The 15153-nt window shown below is 36.4% G+C and carries 13 protein-coding genes; 2 read left to right on the top strand and 11 right to left on the bottom strand.

Annotation, left to right across the window (positions count from 1 at the left end):
* Positions 1–115: 115 nt before the first annotated feature.
* The 10 genes from MUA87_RS04760 to MUA87_RS04715 form a co-directional block, all read right to left on the bottom strand.
* Positions 116–1315, bottom strand: coding sequence for a CamS family sex pheromone protein (locus tag MUA87_RS04760; protein ID WP_262551349.1), 1200 nt, complete (start codon positions 1313–1315; stop codon positions 116–118).
* 19 nt (positions 1316–1334) lie between these two features.
* Positions 1335–3338 carry an NAD-dependent DNA ligase LigA gene (ligA, locus tag MUA87_RS04755; protein ID WP_002481681.1) on the bottom strand — a complete coding sequence of 668 codons (2004 nt, stop codon included), beginning with the start codon at positions 3336–3338 and terminating at the stop codon, positions 1335–1337.
* A 3-nt stretch (positions 3339–3341) separates the two neighbouring features.
* Entirely contained in the window at positions 3342–5537 is a 2196-nt protein-coding gene (pcrA, locus tag MUA87_RS04750) for a DNA helicase PcrA (protein ID WP_057510589.1), read from the bottom strand.
* Between the two features lies 1 nt (position 5538).
* Complete coding sequence (locus MUA87_RS04745) at positions 5539–6228, bottom strand: heptaprenylglyceryl phosphate synthase (protein ID WP_023015873.1); 690 nt, start codon at positions 6226–6228, stop codon at positions 5539–5541.
* A gap of 130 nt (positions 6229–6358) precedes the next feature.
* Positions 6359–6661, bottom strand: coding sequence for a YerC/YecD family TrpR-related protein (locus tag MUA87_RS04740; RefSeq protein ID WP_023015874.1), 303 nt, complete (start codon positions 6659–6661; stop codon positions 6359–6361).
* Between the two features lie 115 nt (positions 6662–6776).
* Complete coding sequence (gene purB, locus MUA87_RS04735) at positions 6777–8075, bottom strand: adenylosuccinate lyase (RefSeq protein WP_002481685.1); 1299 nt, start codon at positions 8073–8075, stop codon at positions 6777–6779.
* A gap of 212 nt (positions 8076–8287) precedes the next feature.
* The gene (locus MUA87_RS04730) at positions 8288–8461 is read right to left on the bottom strand and encodes an NETI motif-containing protein (protein ID WP_262551348.1); all 174 of its coding nucleotides are present in this window, start codon (positions 8459–8461) and stop codon (positions 8288–8290) included.
* Positions 8451–8990: a DUF2179 domain-containing protein gene (locus tag MUA87_RS04725; protein WP_371099748.1), complete on the bottom strand. Its 540-nt coding sequence runs from the start codon at positions 8988–8990 to the stop codon at positions 8451–8453. Before MUA87_RS04725 ends, MUA87_RS04730 begins: the two co-directional genes overlap by 11 nt.
* A 90-nt stretch (positions 8991–9080) precedes the next feature.
* Positions 9081–9926, bottom strand: coding sequence for an NAD(+) synthase (gene nadE, locus MUA87_RS04720; protein WP_262551347.1), 846 nt, complete (start codon positions 9924–9926; stop codon positions 9081–9083).
* Complete coding sequence (locus MUA87_RS04715; RefSeq protein ID WP_262551346.1) at positions 9919–11388, bottom strand: nicotinate phosphoribosyltransferase; 1470 nt, start codon at positions 11386–11388, stop codon at positions 9919–9921. Before MUA87_RS04715 ends, nadE begins: the two co-directional genes overlap by 8 nt.
* A gap of 250 nt (positions 11389–11638) precedes the next feature.
* Here MUA87_RS04715 and MUA87_RS04710 point away from each other — a divergent pair, with 250 nt between their 5' ends.
* Together MUA87_RS04710 and MUA87_RS04705 are read left to right on the top strand one after the other, a co-directional pair.
* A complete protein-coding gene (locus MUA87_RS04710; protein ID WP_002481690.1) occupies positions 11639–12718 on the top strand; it encodes a nitric oxide synthase oxygenase in 1080 nt (359 codons plus the stop codon).
* Between the two features lie 31 nt (positions 12719–12749).
* Entirely contained in the window at positions 12750–13556 is an 807-nt protein-coding gene (locus MUA87_RS04705) for a prephenate dehydratase (protein ID WP_002481691.1), read from the top strand.
* Positions 13557–13649: 93 nt separating this feature from the next.
* On the opposite strand, the gene MUA87_RS04700 is transcribed toward MUA87_RS04705, so the two are convergent.
* Positions 13650–15026, bottom strand: coding sequence for an aldehyde dehydrogenase (locus MUA87_RS04700; RefSeq protein ID WP_070864045.1), 1377 nt, complete (start codon positions 15024–15026; stop codon positions 13650–13652).
* Positions 15027–15153 lie beyond the last annotated feature (127 nt).

The following is a 15153-nucleotide window of genomic DNA, read 5'->3' as shown; positions in this document are numbered from 1 at the left end:
TTTCCCATCAAAATTTGTATTAAACTGTACCAGGTAGTACTTCAATATATTGTCAAAAAATATAAAAAGATGCCTTCTATGCGAAGACATCTTTATCATAATTTTATCTATTCATTTATCTTTTATAGATATGCACATTTTGTTTTTTATCATCTTTACCTTTTGTGATTAAAGCACGTGCTTGGTTACCATCTTTAATATGAATTTCATAGGCATCAATATTGCTGAAGTATTTGTCAGCTTGTTGTGCAATAAATTGTGTAATACCAGTTAATTCAGCTTTGCCATAGTAATCAATCGGTACTTCAATAATAAGGTTTTTCGGTTTTTTGCCATCAAATTTCGTTTTACCTACTGCTTGTGTAAAGTTAGGGAAATATGACTGCAAATTATCATTGAACTGTTTGAAGTTATTGTTTAAATTCTCATTCAAATCAGCTGCTTCTGATGAAGGTAACAGCACTGATTTTTCATTAATATCTTTCCAACTGTTGATACGTGTTTGACCATCATCTGCCGTTGCACCTGCAACAAATTCTCCTGGAATAATATCATTTTCTCCTGATTGAATATAAATCGCAAAGTGAATTGGAATGTTTTTCAATGCTTTATGTTCACGTAAACGTTGCAACATTTCATCGGCCATTTTTTTACCTTCTTTTTCGACTTTCGCACGGTCTAATTTCTTACTGAAGGTTGGTCCGTCTTTTTCTTTTTGGTAATAATATTCACTGTTCATCGCAAGACCAATAGTCATGCCTTTAATTTTTTTACCTTTGGTGTCACTATTGCCGTAGAAATCTTGTTCTAAGATGTTAGAAAGATAAGCAGGTGAATTTTCTGCGATTTTTTCTTCATCCTTTTCGCCATGACGAGATGGATTTAAACCAAGATTTTCATTCGCATTTTTCTCTTCTTTTTCATCTTTATCCATTTTTTCGATTTCAGATTTTGTGTATTGAGGTCCAAGATAAGCATTAATTGTTTTTTTATCTAAAAACTGACCATCTTGGTATAAGTATTCGTCAGTTGGAAAAACTGTCTTACTTTGTTCTAATAAACCATCTTCAAAGTCATCACCGTTATAGCCATTCGCCATCGTTTGCTGCAACATACCTCTTGCTTGACTTTCTTTAAATGGAAGAATCGTTCTATAGTCATCACCTTGAACATTCTTATCTGTCGCAATGTGCTTAACAGTACTTGAATCTGATTGACTTTCTTGTTCTTTTGTTGATTTTTGTTGCTCATCCTTATTGCCACACGCCGTGAGAATCAATAAGAGAGAGATGAGTAATACACTTGTTTTCTTCATGCCCTATCTCCTCTATTGTTTATTGGTCAACTTCATTTTGTTTTTGGATAAAGTCTGCTTCAGACCAAATTTCTGTGCCTAGTTTTTCTGCTTTCGTCAATTTAGATCCAGCATCTTCACCAGCGATGACTAAATCCGTATTCTTAGTCACACTGCTTGTTGTTTTTGCACCTTGTGCTTCCAACCATTTAGATGCTTCTGTACGTGTCATATTGTGCAGTTTACCTGTTAATACAACAGTCAGACCATTAAATTCTGAATCAGATTCTATCTCTGAAGTTCTGATACCTTTATACTTCATATTAACATTTTTTGCACGAAGTTTATCAATTAAAGCAATGATATCTTCATTATTTAAATAAGTAATTAATGAAGTCGCTAGCTTATCTCCGATATCATGGATTTCAAGCAATTCTTCTTCCGTTACTTCAAACAAACGCTCCATGTTGTCAAAACGTTCTGCGATTACTTGACTGGCTTTAACACCTAAATGTCTGATGCCTAAACCGAATAATAAATGTTCAAATGAATTTTCTTTTGACGCTTCAATCGCATTTAAAAGATTATCTGCTTTTTTCTCACCCATACGTTCTAACGGCAACAAATCATCTTTTGTAAGGTAATATAAATCTGCTACATCTTTAATAATTTCATTATCGTACAACTGCATAATCAGTTTCGTACCTAAACCATCGATATTCATCGCTTGGCGTGATACGAAGTGAATCATACCTTCGACAAGTTGTGCTGGGCATTTAGGATTAATACAACGTAATGCGACTTCTCCATCTAAACGAACTAATTCATGACCGCAACTTGGACAATGTGTCGGCATATGATAAGTTTCAGTTCCTTCTGGTCTGCGATCAGGTAAACTGCGCACAACTTCCGGAATAATATCGCCTGCTTTTTTAATCACTACACTGTCCCCGATACGAATATCTTTTTCATGAATTAAATCTTCATTGTGCAGTGAAGCACGAGAAACAGTCGTTCCAGCAACACGAACAGGTTCTAATACTGCTGTCGGTGTGACTACACCCGTACGTCCGACACTTAATTCGATATCATGTAAAGTCGTTACTACTTCTTCTGCTGGAAATTTATAGGCAATTGCCCATCTTGGTGATTTTTGTGTATACCCTAGCTCATCTTGCTCTTCAAGATCATTGACCTTAATCACAATACCATCAATATCATAGGATAAGTCTTGGCGTTTTTCAGTCCAATACTTGATGTATTCCAATACGCCTTCAATATCTGACTCACGTTTACGGTTTTGATTGGTTTTAAAACCTAACTCATCTAATTCATCTAAAGCTTCACTTTGTGATGTCGCATGGAAGTTTGTAAAGTCATTGACGCTGTATAAGAAAATGCTTAAACGGCGTTTTGCTGCTAATTTTGAATCTAATTGACGTAATGAGCCAGCCGCTGCGTTTCGTGGGTTCGCAAAAGCTTGTTCACCCGCTTCTTCCTTCTCTTTATTCAAACGCTCAAAAGAAGCTTTCGGCATAAACGCTTCACCGCGCACCTCAAAAGTTAACGGCTTTTTAATTTTTAATGGAATCGCTCGAATTGTACGCAAGTTCTCTGTAATATCCTCACCAATCGTTCCGTCACCACGCGTCAACCCTTGCACAAATCTACCGTTTTCATATTTTAAAGATACCGCTAAACCATCAATTTTCAATTCACACATGTACTCAACTTTTCCCGCATGTTCACGTACACGGGCATCAAAACGACGTAAATCTTCTTCATTGAAAGCATTAGCTAAACTTAACATTGGTGTATCATGGCGCACTTTATTAAAAGTAGCTTGTGCTTCGCCGCCTACACGTACTGTCGGAGAATCTTCTGTTTTAAATTCAGGATGTTCTTCTTCGATATGAATCAATTCATGGAGTAATTTATCATACTCACTATCTGGTACAGATGGATTATCCATCACATAATATTCATGATTATATTGATTCAATAAGCGATGCAGTGTTTCAACTCTATTGGCTAAATCGTTCATCCCTTAGTCCTCCTTCTTTTTAATCGGCGCAAAGTTCGCAAGTAAACGTTTCGGTCCTTGAGATTTAAAGATAATATCGAGTTCAACCGTACCGTTTTTCTCATTCACATTGCTGACCATACCTTCTCCCCATGCTTTGTGAACCACTTTATCACCGACGTTCCATGTTCCAGATGCCACTTCTGAACGTTTCGTTGTACGTCTGCTTGGACCGCGTTTAACAGGTCTTTGACTGCTGGAAGCTCCTGCATAACGACTCTCTGTTCTTGCAGGCTTATTCAATAAATCTTCAGGAATTTCTTTTAAGAATCTTGAAGCTGAGTTAGATTGTGTTTTACCAAATAACGTTCTGCTCGTCGCATGTGTTAAATACAACTCTTCTTCCGCACGTGTAATCGCCACATAACAAATTCTACGTTCTTCTTCCATTTCGTGATCATCATCACTCAAAATAGAACGGATATGAGGGAAGATTGATTCTTCCATACCCATAATAAAGACTACCGGGAATTCCAAACCTTTCGCAGAGTGCATCGTCATCAATGTCACACCGTTTTCAATATCCGCTTCATCGATATCTGCGACTAATGATAAATCCGTTAGGAAATTGATTAATGATTGTTCTTCAAGTGGTGTGTTTTTCTCATAATCCATAGGAACAGACATAAACTCTTCAATGTTTTCTAAACGGCTGCGTGCTTCTAAAGTCTGGTCACGTTCCAACATTTCTTTATACCCTGATTTATTTAAGACTTCTTCTACAATTTCACTGACTTCTAAGAATTCTTGTTCTTGGATTAAATTTGAAATCAATGTATAGAAATCTATCGCTTGTTTAGTCACTTTTTTGGTTAAACCGATAAAATCTGCTTCAGCTAAGGCATCAAACATACTTAAATCATTTTGTCTGGCATACGCTTGAATTTTTTCAACAGAAGATGGTCCGATACCACGTTTTGGTACGTTAATAATACGTTGTAAACTGATATCATCATTACTATTTGCGATTAAACGTAAATAACTTAATAAGTCCTTGATCTCTTTACGGTCATAGAACTTGTGACCGCCGACCATTGTATATGGAATATTCGATTTCATAAATGTTTCTTCAAGCACACGAGATTGTGCATTCGTACGATATAAAATCGCAATATCATTGAAGGATTTATTGTTTTCACGTTGCTGACGCATAATTTCTTTTACGACATATTGTGCTTCATCACTTTCGCTTTGTGCTTGGTAATAATTAATTTTTTTACCTTCTTGGTTCGCAGTCCATAGCCCTTTCGGCTTACGTTCTGTATTATTTTTAATTACTTCATTGGCCGCATTTAAAATGACTTTCGTTGAACGATAGTTTTGTTCAAGGAAAATCGTTCTCGCATTCGGATAATCTTCCTCGAATGACAAGATGTTTTGAATATCAGCACCACGCCAACCATAAATGGATTGGTCAGAGTCACCTACGACACATAAATTTTTAAATTTATCCGCTAATAGTTTCACAAGCGTATATTGTGCTCTGTTAGTATCTTGATACTCATCCACGTGGATATATTGGAATTTATTTTGATAGTATTCTAAAACGTCTGGTACTCGTTTAAAGAGATTGATTGTAGTCATAATCAAATCATCGAAATCGAGCGCTTCATTTCGAGAAAGCTGACGTTGATAACCTGCATACACACGTGCCACCATGTCAGACATAAAGTCTGTTGCTTCAATTTCTGCGTCTTCAACTGTTTTAAGTTCGTTTTTCATATTACTGATGGCAGATAAGAACATACGCGGATCATAACGTTTACTGTCGATATTTTCTGTTTTCAACACATCTTTAATGACTGACTTTTGATCTGTCGGATCTAAAATCGTAAAGTTACGCTCAATGCCGATACGATCTGCGTCTCTTCTTAAAATACGTACACACATAGAGTGGAACGTTGACATCCAAATAACTTGTGCTTCTTCTCCTACTAATTTTTCAACACGTTCTTTCATTTCTCGTGCTGCTTTGTTTGTGAAAGTAATTGCTAGGACGTTATAAGGAGAAACGCCTTTTTCATCTAATAAGTACGCGATACGATGCGTTAGAACACGCGTTTTCCCTGAGCCTGCTCCGGCCATAATCAGCAGTGGTCCTTCAGTTGTACGGACTGCTTCGCTTTGTTCAGTATTCATATTGTCTAATAACGCATTCATCTTAAGATAACTCCTTTATTTTAACTGTTTTCAATGCTTGTTTGATATCGGTATAGACTAAATTGCCGACGACAATCGTATCTGCTTCTTTCGCCGCAACTTGCGCATCGCTTAATGAGCGGATACCGCCGCCATAAAACACATGTGCTTGTTCAACATTTTGTTTTGCGGTACGAACTATTTCCATATCTCCGAACGTGCCGCTATATTCTATGTACATGATTGGAAATTGATAGACTTTATCCGTCATCAATGCGTAAGCTTCAATATCTGATTCATCTAAATCTGTTTTTGCTTGTGTTTTCACCGCGGCTTTAGAATCAGGATTTAATATGATGTACCCTTGGAATTTGATTTCATCAAAATCCATCATATGACCGTATTCTTTAAGTGCTTCTAGCAATAAGCCATTTTGGTATTGTACATCCGGGCTGTTTAAGACCATCGGGACAAAGTAGAAGTCAAAACCAGGCATGATGCTTTCTAAGTTGGAAATTTCAAGGACGAGTGGAAGCGGATAACGACGGACACGACTCATCAATTGAATGACATTGTCTTCAGTCACATTATCAGTTCCGCCAATCACAATTGCATCTGTATTTGACATACAGATTTTATCTAAATCTTCATCATTGATTGTCTTTGCAGGATCTAATTTAAATACATGTTGCCACTTTTTTATGTCGTACATTTTACCGTTTCCCTTCTTTTAAACATACATTTGATTATATCATTTTTACCACTTAGATTCTAAACGGATATGTCTAAACAAAGAAAAACAGAACCTCTCACATCATAAGATGTGCAGGCTCTGTTTTGAACTAGTCATTTGTTTCGATATTCATGCGATCTAATACGACAGTATAAGCGTCGTTACCCCATTGTAAGGAGCGTTTTACTCTGGAAATTGTCGCTGTAGAAGCACCTGTTTCTTTTTCAATCGTTGCATACGTATAACCTTGTTTAATCATTTTAGCAACTTGAAGTCTTTGTGATAACGATTGAATTTCATTTACAGTACATAAGTCATCAAAAAACTGGTAACACTCTTCTCTATTTTCAAGCGTTAGAATCGCATCAAACAGCTCATCTAATGCTTTACCGCGTAACTTCTCAATTTGCATATCAAACAACTCCTGTTCTTTGTGTTCATCTTTATCCTATTTTAACGTACTAATACATTAAAGTGTAGTCATGACCCTTAAGAAATTGTTGCGATATACAAATTTATTGTAAACATTAGTCAGCTAAACCAGCACGTTCGAAAATTGTATCCACTTGATTTAAGTGGTGTTTTGGATCGAAGGCTTTGTCTAAGTCTTCTTTGCTTAATACATCAGTAATTTGTGAATCTTGTTCAAGCAATTCTCTGAATGGTGTTTTAGTTTCCCAAGATTCCATCGCTTTTGGTTGAACTAAGTCATAAGCTTGTTCACGTACCATACCTTTGTTAATTAATGATAATAACACACGTTGTGAATAAATTAAACCGAATGTTTTGTTGATGTTAGCCATCATATTATCTTCAAAGACTGTTAAACGATCGATGATGTTTGTGAAACGATTTAATGCATAATCTAATGCGATTGTCACATCTGGTAACATAATACGTTCTGCAGATGAGTGTGAAATATCACGTTCATGCCATAATGGAACGTTTTCGTATGCTGTTGTAATGTAACCACGGATGACACGTGAAATACCTGTAATATTTTCTGAACCGATCGGGTTACGTTTATGCGGCATTGCTGAAGAACCTTTTTGGCCTTTCGCGAATGCTTCTTCTACTTCTCGTGTTTCTGTTTTTTGCAAGTTACGTACTTCAACTGCAAATTTCTCCATAGAAGTTGCGATTAAAGCTAATGTTGCGATGTAATACGCATGACGGTCACGTTGTAATGTTTGTGTTGATACAGGTGCAAAATCAAGACCTAAGTGTTTTGTAACGTATGCTTCGATTTCAGGTGGGATGTTTGCGAATGTTCCGACTGCACCACTCATTTTACCTACTTCGATTTCTTTACGTACTTCTTTAAAACGTTTAAAGTTACGTACCATTTCTTGATACCATAATGCCATTTTCACGCCGAATGTTGTCGGTTCAGCATGCACACCATGTGTACGACCCATCATTAATGTATATTTATATTTTTTCGCTTTCGCAGCTAATACTTCGATAAAACGTTCAATGTCTTTTTCCAAAATATCGTTTGCTTGTTTGATTTGGTAGCTTAACGCTGTATCTACAACGTCTGTTGAAGTTAAACCATAGTGCACCCACTTACGTTCTTCTCCTAAAGTTTCAGAAACTTGACGTGTGAAAGCAACAACGTCATGACGAGTTTCTAATTCAATTTCTTTCGCACGGTCTACATCTACACGCGCATTTTCACGGATTTTTTTAACGTCTTCTTTCGGGATAAAACCTAATTCACTCCAAGCTTCACATGCTAGGATTTCAACCTCCAACCATGCTTCATAACGATTTTGGTCTGTCCAGATTTGTGACATTTCTTCACGAGAATAACGTTCAATCATTTCATAAACTCCTATCTTAAAGTTTGATTTTAAATGTGGACGCTCACAGAACATGTACATTCTTCAAAATATCCTGCAAAACGTTCGACTTTTTACTCTTATACTCTCTATTTTAACAGAATTTTTTTCAAATGTATAAGGCTTTCCAAACTTTTATCTAAAAAGCCCAACTCGTATTTCATTTCAAAATACAAATTGGGCTTTCTGCACATTTATTGAATTTTCTTACCGACAAATTGTATATGTTGACGCTCAACTTCTATACTGCCGTCTTTATTTTCACGATAGACTGGTTTCTCAAACCGCTTCACTGGCATATAGCCCGCTTCACGCATACGTGCTAAACATTCTCGAATCGTTTCGTTTTCTGCTACTTCAAATTTCATCTGTATCATACGCCTTCAATCGTTTACTTCTAATACCTTTAACCCAGAAGCCGCCATGTAATGTTCGTGCTTCATAGGCAATGACGAATGCTTTGTCATCAAGTTGTTTGATCGTATCCATCAACTTAAGTTCAAAGCGTCTTGGTGTCAGAATTTGCATGACTAAACGTTCGCCGTCTCGACCATAAGCTGGGAAGTGTGTGACACCGTAACCTAAATTTCTAAGTTGTGTCGGTAAATCTAATTCGTAATTGGCTGTTGTCACATTGACTACAGAATAACCTAATGCAAGTTTCTCTTCAATTTTCATACCGACAATAATGCCGACAGAGAAACCAAACGCATAAGCTACAATATTTTGGAATTTATCCAAGTTAGCCATCACTAAGCCTAATCCGATAATATAGATTAACACTTCAAGGAAACTAACCGCTGCTGCGACATAACGGTAACCTTTTAAGGTAAGAATCGTACGAACTGTGAGACATGTCACATAAGCAACGTTAATGATAAAAATTGAGAGCAGCATCAGCCATGGGTTTGCTGAAATTACTGACAAAATATATTACCTCTTTTCAAATTGAAATCTAGCTTATTTTATCAGTCGACTGATTATTTGTCACTCTTTTTCTTTCGATGATTCTGATTTTGGCCAAGTGTAGCGTGTGTATGCTAATTCTCGCTTATGCGCATTTCTTAAGTAGTGGCCTTCAATTACTTTTTGATCTTTTTCAGACACAGGTTTGCCTTCTAAATAATCATCAATCGCATCATAAGTCACGCCTAATGCTTCTTCATCTGGAAGTTGCGGTTTGTCATCTTCTAAATCAGCAGTCGGCACTTTTTCATAAAGATGTTTCGGTGCATTTAAGTATGCCAATAATTGACGCCCTTGTCGTTTATTTAAGCCGAATAAAGGCGCTATATCTGCAGCGCCATCGCCATATTTTGTGAAGAAGCCTGTAATATTTTCTGCAGAATGATCAGTTCCGATGACAATACCGCTTTGGTTTGCCGCAATCGCAAATTGAACTTTCATACGTTCACGTGCTTTTTCATTACCGCGTTGAAAGTCTGTTAATTCAAATCCAGCTTCATTCAATGCATTAACACTTTGATCAACTGCCGGTTTAATATTAACCGTGACAGTTTCATCTGGTTGAATGAACTTCAAAGCATCTTCAACTTCATCTGCGTCTTTTTGTACGCCATATGGTAACTTAACTGCGATAAAGCGTACGTTTCTGCCTTCTTCTCGTAACTGTTCTACCGCAATTTGACACAAACGACCGGCAAGTGTTGAATCTTGGCCGCCTGAAATCCCCAATACTAACGATTGGATAAAACCATGACTTTGAACATAGTGTTTAATAAAGTGAATGAGTTCATGGACTTCACTTTCACTATCGATGAATGGTTTAACTTTCATTTCTTTAACAATAATATCCTGCAATTCACTACTCATGTCGTTCCTCCATTTCTTTGACATCTTCTGCGACTTCAAAGATTTTTTGTTGTTTGTTATCCCAACATGCTTTACTTAAATCAACAGGGTACTCTTGAGGGTTTAAGAAACGTTTGTTTTCTTCCCATAGATGTTCTAAATTTGTTTTTAAGAAGGCTTGGGCTGTTTTTTCGTGTGGTAATTCATAAACTAATTTACCTTCAGTATAGATATCTTTATGCAGATCAATCGCTTCGAATGATTTTACTTTCTTACTTTTATACGTATGCACCGGGTGGAACAATTTCAATGGTTGTTCTGCATACGGATCTTCATGTGCAAGTGTAATATAATCCCCTTCTGCTTTACCTGTTTCTTTATTAATAATACGATAAACATTTTTCTTACCAGGTGTTGTTACTTTCTCCGCATTGTTTGATAGTTTAATACGATCTTGGTACTCACCTGATTCATCTTCTACAGCAACAAGTTTATAAACTGCTCCTAATGCTGGTTGATCATAACCTGTGATTAACTTAGTACCTACACCCCATGAGTCGACTTTCGCACCTTGTGCTTTCAAACTCATGATTGTTTCTTCGTCTAAATCGTTAGATGCAATGATTTTCGCATCAGTGAAACCTGCTTCATCTAACATTTTACGTGCTTCTTTAGATAAGTAAGCAATATCACCTGAATCTAAACGTATACCGATAAAGTTGATTTTATCGCCTAATTCTTGTGCCACTTTAATCGCTGTCGGCACACCTGATTTTAACGTATGGAAAGTATCTACTAAAAAGACACAGTCTTTATGACGCTCTGCATATTTTTTAAATGCAACATATTCATCACCATAAGTTTGTACAAAAGCATGCGCATGTGTACCGGATACAGGAATACCGAATAATTTACCCGCTCTGACATTACTTGTAGAATCAAAGCCGCCGATAATAGCTGCTCTTGCTCCCCATAATGCTGCGTCTTCTTCTTGTGCACGTCTTGTACCAAATTCCATTAATAAGTCGTTAGGTGCGACTTGTTTAATCCTGCTTGCTTTTGTCGCAATCAACGTATGGAAGTTAACGATATTTAATAAAATCGTTTCAATTAATTGTGCTTGAATTAATGGTGCCTCTACCCTTACTAAAGGCTCATTATTAAAACATACTTCGCCCTCTTCCATTGCTCGAATGTTTCCAGTAAAGCGCAAGTCTTTCAAATAATCTAAAAAGTCATCTTGGTAACCAATAGATTTTAAATATGTTAAATCCGTTTCAGTAAAATGGAAATTTTCGATAAATTGAATAATTCTGCGTAATCCATTAAATACAGCATAACCGCTGTCGAATGGCATCTTGCGGAAATATAAATCAAAGACCGCCTTTCTTTCATGAACATTATCATACCAATAACTTTCAGCCATATTAATTTGGTATAAGTCATTATGAAGCATTAAGCTGTCATCTCTAAATTGATACATAACTTTCTCCCCAATCAACCTTTTTTGTTTAGTTTATCACATTCTTATAGGCTTTTATACATTCCCCGTTAGGGGGTATGTCATTCTTCGTACAATTGTACCGAAATTGAAATTAAATCAATTAATTTTGTAAATACTTTTTTATTAATGTAATAATTTTGTCAGATTTAGTTGGATTTCTATATTTTGTGTGACATCTTTACTAGGGGTTTTCCCTTATTACTCCTATAATAAAGATGAGGTGAAGAAAATGTTATTAGAGAAAGCGACTGAATTTATTCACACAATGTATCGAGAGTTAAATTATGACGAAAATGTTATTCAAGAGAGATTAGAAGCAATCGAAAAGGAAATTAACGAAACTGGTACGTATCACCATACGACGGAAGAACTAACATATGGTGCACGTATGGCCTGGCGCAATTCCAATCGTTGTATCGGACGATTATTTTGGGAAACGTTAATCGTTCAAGATGCACGTGACGTCAAAGACAATGATGCCTTTATCGAATCTATCCACAAACATTTAGACGAAGCGACAAACGGTGGAAAAATTCAATCTTACATTACGATTTATGCGCAAGAAGAAGATCATCCGCCTATCATCTATAATAATCAATTAATTCGCTATGCAGGTTATGAAGATGCTGGGGATCCTGCGGAACGCGAGATGACTAAAACTGCACAACACTTAGGTTGGCAAGGTGCAGGTACAGATTTTGACGTCTTACCATTGATTTATAAATTGCCTGGTGAGCGCTTCCCGCGCCTGCATGATTTACCTGAAGAACTGGTCCTAGAAGTTCCAATCGAACACCGCCATTACCCTAAACTCGCTGACTTAGGATTGAAATGGTATGCGGTACCGATTATTTCTAGTATGGATTTAAAAATCGGTGGTATTACTTATCCAACAGTACCATTTAATGGCTGGTATATGGTAAATGAAATTGCTGTACGTAATTTTACTGACACATACCGCTATAATTTAATAGAAAAAGTTGCAGAAGCGTTTGAATTTGATACACTTAAAAATACTTCATTCAATAAAGATCGTATTATGGTAGAACTGAATGATGCAGTGTATCATTCGTTTAAAAAAGTAGGCGCATCGATTGTCGATCACCTAACAGCTGCTAAACAATTCGAACACTTTGAATCCAATGAAGCAAAAGCCAATCGTGAAGTTACTGGAAAATGGTCTTGGCTCGTACCATCACTGTCACCTACTCTGGTTTCGAACTATCATCATGGGTATAAAAATGTGATGAAAGAACCAAATTTCTTTTATAAGAAACCAGCAGAAACAACTGGGTGCCCTTTCCATTAACTGTGCGTCACATCAAAGGGGAAATGCAAAAATGAATTTATATTATTTAGGTCCAAGGGGTACATTTTCATATCTTGCTTCTAAAAAGTATTTAACAGAAACAGAAGCTGACTATCATCCAAAATCCAACTTATATGAAGTCGTTCAAGCAGTTCAAAATGACTCAGATAGCATTGGTATTGTACCGATCGAGAATTCAATTGAAGGAACAATCAACATCATCGCAGATGGCTTAGCACATCAAAATATATACGCTATTGGTGAAATCCATTTAAATATCCAATTCGGATTATATGCTTTAGCTGGTACACCAATTGAAGCGATTGATACAGTATATTCTATCGCACCTGCAATCAGTCAAACTAACCAATTTATCCAGCGTCATCAATTTCAAATCGGCTATTCAGAAAGTACCGTTCAAAGTTTAGATTTTATTGATGAACATACGGGCGCGATTGCACCGCTAGGTATCAATGAAGATCATCGTCTAGAAGCAATTGAACAAAATATTGAAGATTTTCCACATAATGTGACCCGCTTCTTAATCATAGGTAATCACTTAACTATCGCTGAAGATGCGACAGACACTGTATTAATGATTACACCAGAACAAGATAGAGCCGGGTTGCTTGCGAATATTTTAAATACATTCGCAATTTTCAATATCAACTTATCTTGGATTGAATCACGTCCGCTTAAAACACAATTAGGCAGATATCGTTTCTTTGTCCAAGCCGATGCTACGCTTAATTCTGAATTAGACAAAGTGATTAAAATACTTGAAACCTTAGATTATCAAGTGAAAATCATCGGTTCTTTCAAGAAACAAACTAAATAAGATATATTCTAAATAAACTGGGTCGAACCTTGCTTTCAAAGTTCGACCCAGTTTTATTATTGTTATTCTAGTTCAATCAGTTAGTTCATTTTACTATTTGAATAAGTTTTTAATATAAGAGAATTTCCCTTTGTAAGGCGGGAATATTATTCCAGATTCTAAGCGTGTAGTTTTATAAATATATGATTTCTCGTGTGTGAATGTATAGAACGAATACTTACCATGATACTTACCGAAACCAGAAGCACCTACACCGCCGAATGGCAGATTTGGATTCGCTAACTGCATTAACGTATCATTGATAGCACCGCCGCCAAAGGATAGTTCATTTAACACACGATCCGTATTATTTTCATCTTCACTGAATAAATAGAGTGATAACGGGCGTGTTCGTGCTTGAATAAATTCGACCGCTTCATCAAATGTTTGATACGTCAACAACGGTAAAATCGGTCCAAAGATTTCTTCTTCCATCACTGAATCTTGTGGAGTCACGTTATCTAATACCGTTGGCGCAATATAACGTGAAGGTTCATGTGTTTCACCGCCGATAACCACTTTATCTTGATTGTCATGAATCAATGCTTGTAAACGCTCAAAATGCTTATCATTCACAATGCGTCCGAAATCTTCACTTTTATCCGGTTCTTTGCCATAGAACTCTTTAATAGTACCTTGCAAGGCCTTGATCAAGTCTGCTTTGACCGACTCATGGACCAAGATATAGTCAGGGGCTACACATGTTTGACCCGCATTGATAAATTTTCCAAACGCAATACGTTCACTTGCAACTTTCAAATTTGCTGTCTCATCTACAATAACCGGTGACTTGCCGCCAAGTTCTAACGTCACAGGTGTCAAATGACGACTTGCTGCTTCATATACAATACGTCCGACACGTTCACTGCCTGTAAAGAAAATATAATCAAATGGTTGTTCTAACAAGACTTGTGTCTCTTCAACACCGCCTTCAACTGAAGTAATATAAGCTGATTCAAATGCTTCTTCAATGACTTTTGTAATCACAGAAGCTACATTCGGTGTCAGCTCTGAAGGTTTGATAATTGCTGTATTACCAGCTGCGATCGCACCAATTAAAGGTTCAAATACAAGTTGAACTGGATAGTTGAAAGGTCCGATAATCAAAACTGTGCCTAATGGTTCTTTTTTAATATAACTTTTACTCGGGAACAAATAGAGCGGCGTGTTCACTTGTTTCGTTTTCGCCCATTTATGTATATCTTTACGAGCGGCACTGATACTTTTTAATACGACACCGATTTCGGTCGCATACGCTTCTACTTTATTTTTTCCTAAGTCTAAATGCAATGCGGCTAAAAGTTGATTTTCATATTTATTAATCGCATGTTTCAATGCTTTAAGTTGTTTTCTACGGTATTTAATATCTTTAGTAATATGCGTTTTAAAATACCCTTGGCAGTCTTTAAATTTTTCCTCGATTGATTTCAAAGGTTCTCTAACTCCTTTCGTACAATTATCCTTGTTACTCAATTTTACCCTAATTTTAATCTTTTATAATGATTTTATTACTTTTACCAACACTTCAATTACCAAAATTTATAATAAAAAACTGGAA

The sequence above is a fragment of the Staphylococcus simulans genome, from assembly GCF_025561465.1.
Taxonomy (GTDB): Bacteria; Bacillota; Bacilli; order Staphylococcales; family Staphylococcaceae; genus Staphylococcus; species Staphylococcus simulans.
The sequence above is the reverse complement of the archived record's forward strand: the minus strand, read 5'-3'. Positions and strand labels throughout refer to the sequence as shown.